Source organism: Veillonella magna DSM 19857, from assembly GCF_000428745.1.
GTDB lineage: Bacteria > Bacillota > Negativicutes > Veillonellales > Veillonellaceae > Veillonella_A > Veillonella_A magna.
In genome coordinates this window covers 1-4806 of record NZ_AUAN01000030.1, presented here as the reverse complement: position 1 = coordinate 4806, position 4806 = coordinate 1, and the positions used below count along the sequence as shown (strand labels likewise).

Annotated in this window: 5 protein-coding genes; 1 reads left to right on the top strand and 4 read right to left on the bottom strand. The window is 38.7% G+C overall.

Going from position 1 to position 4806, the window contains the following annotated elements:
- Positions 1–410 precede the first annotated feature (410 nt).
- Positions 411–635, bottom strand: coding sequence for an RpnC/YadD family protein (locus G344_RS10960; protein WP_028255553.1), 225 nt, complete (start codon positions 633–635; stop codon positions 411–413).
- An 833-nt stretch (positions 636–1468) separates the two neighbouring features.
- On the opposite strand from G344_RS10960, the gene G344_RS0106895 reads away from it, so the two are divergent.
- Complete coding sequence (locus tag G344_RS0106895) at positions 1469–2368, top strand: 5'-nucleotidase, lipoprotein e(P4) family (protein ID WP_028255551.1); 900 nt, start codon at positions 1469–1471, stop codon at positions 2366–2368.
- A 135-nt stretch (positions 2369–2503) separates the two neighbouring features.
- Here G344_RS0106895 and G344_RS10955 read toward each other — a convergent pair whose 3' ends face one another.
- The 3 genes from G344_RS10955 to G344_RS0106885 all read right to left on the bottom strand — a co-directional run.
- Positions 2504–3115 carry an Rpn family recombination-promoting nuclease/putative transposase gene (locus G344_RS10955; RefSeq protein WP_277352588.1) on the bottom strand — a complete coding sequence of 204 codons (612 nt, stop codon included), beginning with the start codon at positions 3113–3115 and terminating at the stop codon, positions 2504–2506.
- 12 nt (positions 3116–3127) lie between these two features.
- The gene (locus G344_RS11800) at positions 3128–3478 is read right to left on the bottom strand and encodes a hypothetical protein (RefSeq protein ID WP_051245854.1); all 351 of its coding nucleotides are present in this window, start codon (positions 3476–3478) and stop codon (positions 3128–3130) included.
- A 239-nt stretch (positions 3479–3717) separates the two neighbouring features.
- On the bottom strand, positions 3718–4806 hold a 1089-nt coding region (locus tag G344_RS0106885), incomplete at its 5' end, for a putative porin (RefSeq protein ID WP_028255550.1).

Sequence of the window (4806 nt, the reverse complement as noted above, 5' to 3'; positions counted from 1 at the left end):
TTTGTTCTCTTTTACCTTAGTTACTTCTTCGTTGATTTCATTTACAAACGTTCCTTGCGGGGCATGACCGTTAATGTATTGTAAGAAATAAAAAATATTCCGAGGGATTCATAGATGTCTCGCTGGTCAGGTCTTACGAATGACGCATCTTCGACATCTATGAATCCCTCTTTCCCAGCACCGGGGAGAAGAGAGTACTGTATACAGGTTGAACAACGTCATTCGCTAGACCTGACTTGCGATACCTATATGCAGGACTCTTTTTATACTTGTATTCATTATAACAGAGGAATAATTATGATTGCATTGCGAATTAGGAAATAAGCGTGCTTTTATTTTATAGACATGAAATAAACCGTAGCAAGAGAATGCAGTCCCTTACCACGGCTTTTGATATATTAATTCTTTTCTTAAATATCCATTCCATGTTTATGGGCAATCGCCTTAATGGTCTCGGCTGAAAGATTGGATGCAGCTACAATCGTTTCTAATGATACGTGTTTCTCTAAAAGAGCTAAAATAAAACGAAGTTGCTCTTTTTGTACACCTTCCTCTATACCTTTCCGAATACCTTCTTCAAGTCCAATATTACGGGCGATTCGTTCACGTCTTTCGATTTCCATTGCGTATGTCATATATGATTTCTCCATTTCTTTGCTTTCTTTAACCTTAGTCACTTCTTCGTTGATTTCATTTACAAACGTTCCTTGCGGGGCATGACCGTTAATGTATTGTAAGAAATAAAAAATATTACGAGAGATTCATAGATATCTTGATGGTCAGGTCTTACGAATGACGCATCTTCGATATCTATGAATCCCTCTTTCCCAGCACCGGGGAGAAGAGAGTCCTGTATATAAGTTGAACAACATCATTCGCTAGACCTGACTTATGACGCCTATATACAGGACTTTCTTTCATATTACATATACGTCTAATCGGACGCTTTTACTGTCTCGGCGAATAGCAATTGATTTTTCTGCTTCCGGGAATTCAATGGACTGAATGGTGATACCTAAAATTTTTTCAATCAATCGTTTGCAAATGCGTTTGTTATGCATTACCTTTTCGAACAAAAAGTAAGAACTTGATGGATGCACATATATCTCGGTGGTCAGGTCTTACGAATGACACACCTGCGACATATGCGCACCCATCATTCCCACCGTCCGAGATTAGGAAAGTCTGGCATATAGGTTGAGTGAAGGCATTCGCCAGACGTAACTGAACGATACCTATATGTTGGACTTTCAATAGTATCATCATGCACTTCCTTTTTCTCATTGTAACATCACTAAAAGGAATTGCAAAATGAACAGTGGGAAAGTTGTGACTGCTAGTGTAGTCTTTCCTTGTATTTATTATAACAGAGGAATGCTTATTACTGTATTGCGAAATTACATTTCAATATGATATTCTACTAAGGATTAGAAGCATTGAGAGCTTTTACATTAGGAGGGTATTCATAATGAAACTTTACCGTACAAAAAAATTTCTCAGTGTAGGTGTAGTAGGCATGATTCTATATACTGTGATGAGTGCGACAACAACGTACGCGAATTCACCTAGTGATTCAGTAACCGGTGATGGACGTAAGGATACGTATGTAAATGGTATTGTGTACCAGTTATCCGCCGAGGTTGTGGGATTGCAAAAGCAAGCGTTTGTCCTTGCTAAATTGCAGTTAGATAATGCCTTGAAGCATCCTGAACGATATGACAAACCGCTGGCAATCGTAACAGATGTGGATCAAACGATTATGTCGGATACTACCTACCAAGCAACCATGATGAATAAACCCGGAACGTGGGATAACGGACCACGTAAAGGGTATTATCATGCGGTAGCTTCTACAGCAGACCAACCAATTCCGGGGGCTGTAGAATTTTTTAACTATGCAAAATCAAAAGGTGTAACAAGTTTTTATATCACCAATCGCGCTTACGATACAAAAGAGTTAGCTGTTGCACAGTTACAACATTTTGGATTCCCGGATGCGGATGATTTGCATGTTATGCCAATGAATGAAGCTCGCGAATTTAATAAGGATGCGCGACGTGCTGAAGTAGCTAAAAACTATGATGTAATTTTATATCTGGGCGATAATATCAGTGACTTTACATCGGCTTTTAGAAAGGAACTAGGTCCTATCAATCGTACAAAACTAGCTTTGTCTGATACCTATGAAAAGAAGTGGGGAACCGAATGGATTGTACTTCCCAATGCTACGTATGGAGATTACATTCCTACTGTTTGGTACAACAAGCCCGAGGCAAATAGAAATGAAGCAACCCGTGAGTTATTTCATTACTGGGATTATACGAATCCACAATGGAATACGTGGTATGATGGCTTTGTGAAAGACTAACTATTTTTAGTGTTAGCCAACAGTAACTGAATAATTCTATTAGTATGAAGGTGCTTCTAATCAAATATTATAAATAATACGAGCCGTAGTAAGAGGACATGATCCCTTACTACGGCTTATTAAGTAGTGGTAGATTTACAATACGTGATGTTCTTTAGCAAGAGCCTCTATTTCTTGTACCGTCAATGAAGTACACTTACTAATTACATCAAGAGGGATATTTTCTTCTAACATAGCTAAGGCAGTTTGAGCTAATCCCTTTTTCATACCTTTTTGTATTCCTTCTTTCATCCCTATATTACGGGCGATTCGTTCACGTCTTTCGATTTCCATTGCGTATGTCATATATGATTTCTCCATTTCTTTGTTCTCTTTTACCTTAGTTACTTCTTCGTTGATTTCATTTACAAACGTTCCTTGCGGGGCATGACCGTTAATGTATTGTAAGAAATAAAAAACATCATCGTCTAAGTCCGAATACGGAAATATATCAGGTGACTCGTAGGGAATGACGGCAGTACTATTAAGAAATAATTTCGTCGTTCCATCATTAAGTTCCAGGTTAGTATCTTCAAGGCAAAGGTTCCGAAATGTATACATCGGACGACCTAATCCAAATAGATCAAAGGTACAGATAAAGATGATATATGTAGAATTGAGTTCTGCATAGTTGCGACCTTTATTGATCAGATCCATATCAATCATGCTTTGATAGTAACGAGTACGGCGGATGAGTTCATCATCCAGTGGATTGGTACATTACATTTCAATGTCGTAAACACGTCCTGTGTTATCGGTTACATACACATCTAGACGGACGCTTTTACTATCGCGTCGAATGGCAATTGATTTTTCTGCTTCCGGGAATTCAATGGACTGAATGGTGATACCTAAAATTTTTTCAATCAACCGCTTGCAAATTCGTTTATTATGCATTACTTTTTCGAATAGAAAATTTTCTGTAATCGTCACATCTTGCCATGATGGCATACGGTATTGATGTGTACTGTAACTTTTAGTACCTTCGTGTAATAGAATTTGAGATGATACTTCATAAGTTTGATACGCCCAATTTTCATGCATTGATGCAATAGGCTTTGCTGTGTTCATTTAAATACACTTCCTTTTCCTCATTGTAGCATCGCTAAAGGGAATTGCAAAATGAACAGTGGGAAAGTTGTGACCGCCAGTGTAGTCTTTTCTCATATTTATTATAGCAGAGGAATGTTTGTAGCTACATTGCTATTTTGGAAAGACTGATAGATTAATAAAAGATTTATGACTCTTCACATACAAAAAAACAGAGCCTCTTTCGAGACTCTGTTTTTATTTACGCTACAAGTCTAAGATTAGAATTTGTAGTTAAGTTCTGCACGGTAGTAGTTCGGTGCATCATCACCATTCTGGTCTTCACCATTGAATGTTGCATAAGCGGAAAGACCTACGTTCTTAGCCAATGCATAGTCTACCGTAGCCATCCATGCTTTGTAGTCGCTGTTGAACGGCTGGTTCCAAGTGGAACTAATTACCGGAGAGTATTTTCCTTCGTCAAAGTACTGAACTTTAACGCCCCAAGTACCTTCCTTAGCGATATTGTAGTCGCCATAACCGATACCTGCTACCCAAGCGTCTTTGTCTCCATCATTAGCAAAGTCATCTTTCCAAGTAGCATATTCGCCACCAACCCATACTTTGTTGAAGTTCAGGTCTAAGGAACCACCGTAGATATCATTATCGAGGTTCTGGTTACCCCAAGCATAGAAACCACCTACAGTTGCATGATTACCTAATTTTGCATTTGCCTGGAATACAGTTACGGTAGCGTTATCATCAGCACTCAAACCATCAAAGGACTTACTATAATCTGCATAATAGTCTGTGTTACCAATTTTATTCTGCAAAGTGTCGAATAAAGTACCCGCTACGAAGTATCCATGAGCTACAGTAGCGTTTACTTTATCACCAGCATAGGTTAATGCAGCGCCATCAAATGCATCATCATAAATTAAGCCATTACCGATGAAAGCGCCAAAACGACCAGCTGTCAAATTGAAGTCTTTACCGAAGTTGTGAGTTACATACATGCGATCGAATTCTACATCGCTAGAAGAACCATTACCGAATTCGGTATTACCAGTACTTACACGTACAACTGCGCTCGTATTTTCATTTACCGTAGCATTGAACTGAATACGTCCACGATAATCAAATTTGGAGCGTTTATCAAATTTACCGTCTTTTTTAACGATTCGTGCACCATCTTCAAGTGCATCTTTTGCGACCTTACCGTCTTTTTCACTTACAACGCCCAAAGCAACGGCATCGTCAACATCTTCTTTATCCAAGCCTAAATCTTGGAAACTCTGGAATCCGCCATCTTCATCATATCCCTGATAACGCAAACGAACGTCGCCGGTTACTTTAACGTTGCCAACTTT